Source organism: Virgibacillus carmonensis (assembly GCF_057836705.1).
This window is the reverse complement of record NZ_JBYQFJ010000434.1, coordinates 1-508: the sequence shown is the minus strand read 5'-3', so window position 1 is coordinate 508 and position 508 is coordinate 1. Positions and strand designations below refer to the sequence as shown.

Here is a 508-nt window from a genome sequence, read left to right as displayed (position 1 = left end):
GTATTTAGAACGGCCCTGTGCACGTCCCTCTACACCCGCTGTATCCAACGCACCACGAACTACATGGTAACGCACACCTGGCAAGTCTTTTACACGACCACCACGGATTAATACAACACTATGTTCTTGCAAGTTGTGTCCAATCCCAGGGATATACGCAGTAACTTCCATGTTGTTAGATAAACGAACACGTGCATACTTACGAAGTGCTGAGTTTGGTTTCTTAGGTGTCAACGTACCAACACGAGTGCAAACACCACGCTTTTGCGGTGAGTTTTCATTCGTTAGTTTCTTTTTGAAACTGTTGTACCCTCTGTTAAGTGCAGGAGAGTCAGACTTTCTTGGTTTGTTTACGCGACCTTTGCGTACAAGTTGATTAATAGTAGGCATTATAGTTATCCTCCCTTCTAATTTTCATATTACTAGAAAAATAAACCTGGCAACCACCGAAATTATTCTGTTTTGTAATCCCACATATCCAGGTGGTTCATCTTTGAGCAAAAAACAA

1 protein-coding gene is annotated in these 508 nt (G+C 41.9%); it reads right to left on the bottom strand.

All coding sequences use genetic code 11. From position 1 onward, the window contains the following. Positions 1–390: 30S ribosomal protein S12 (gene rpsL / locus AC3G7N_RS22745; protein ID WP_489424359.1), on the bottom strand; the 390-nt coding region annotated here is incomplete at its 3' end. Positions 391–508: the final 118 nt, after the last annotated feature.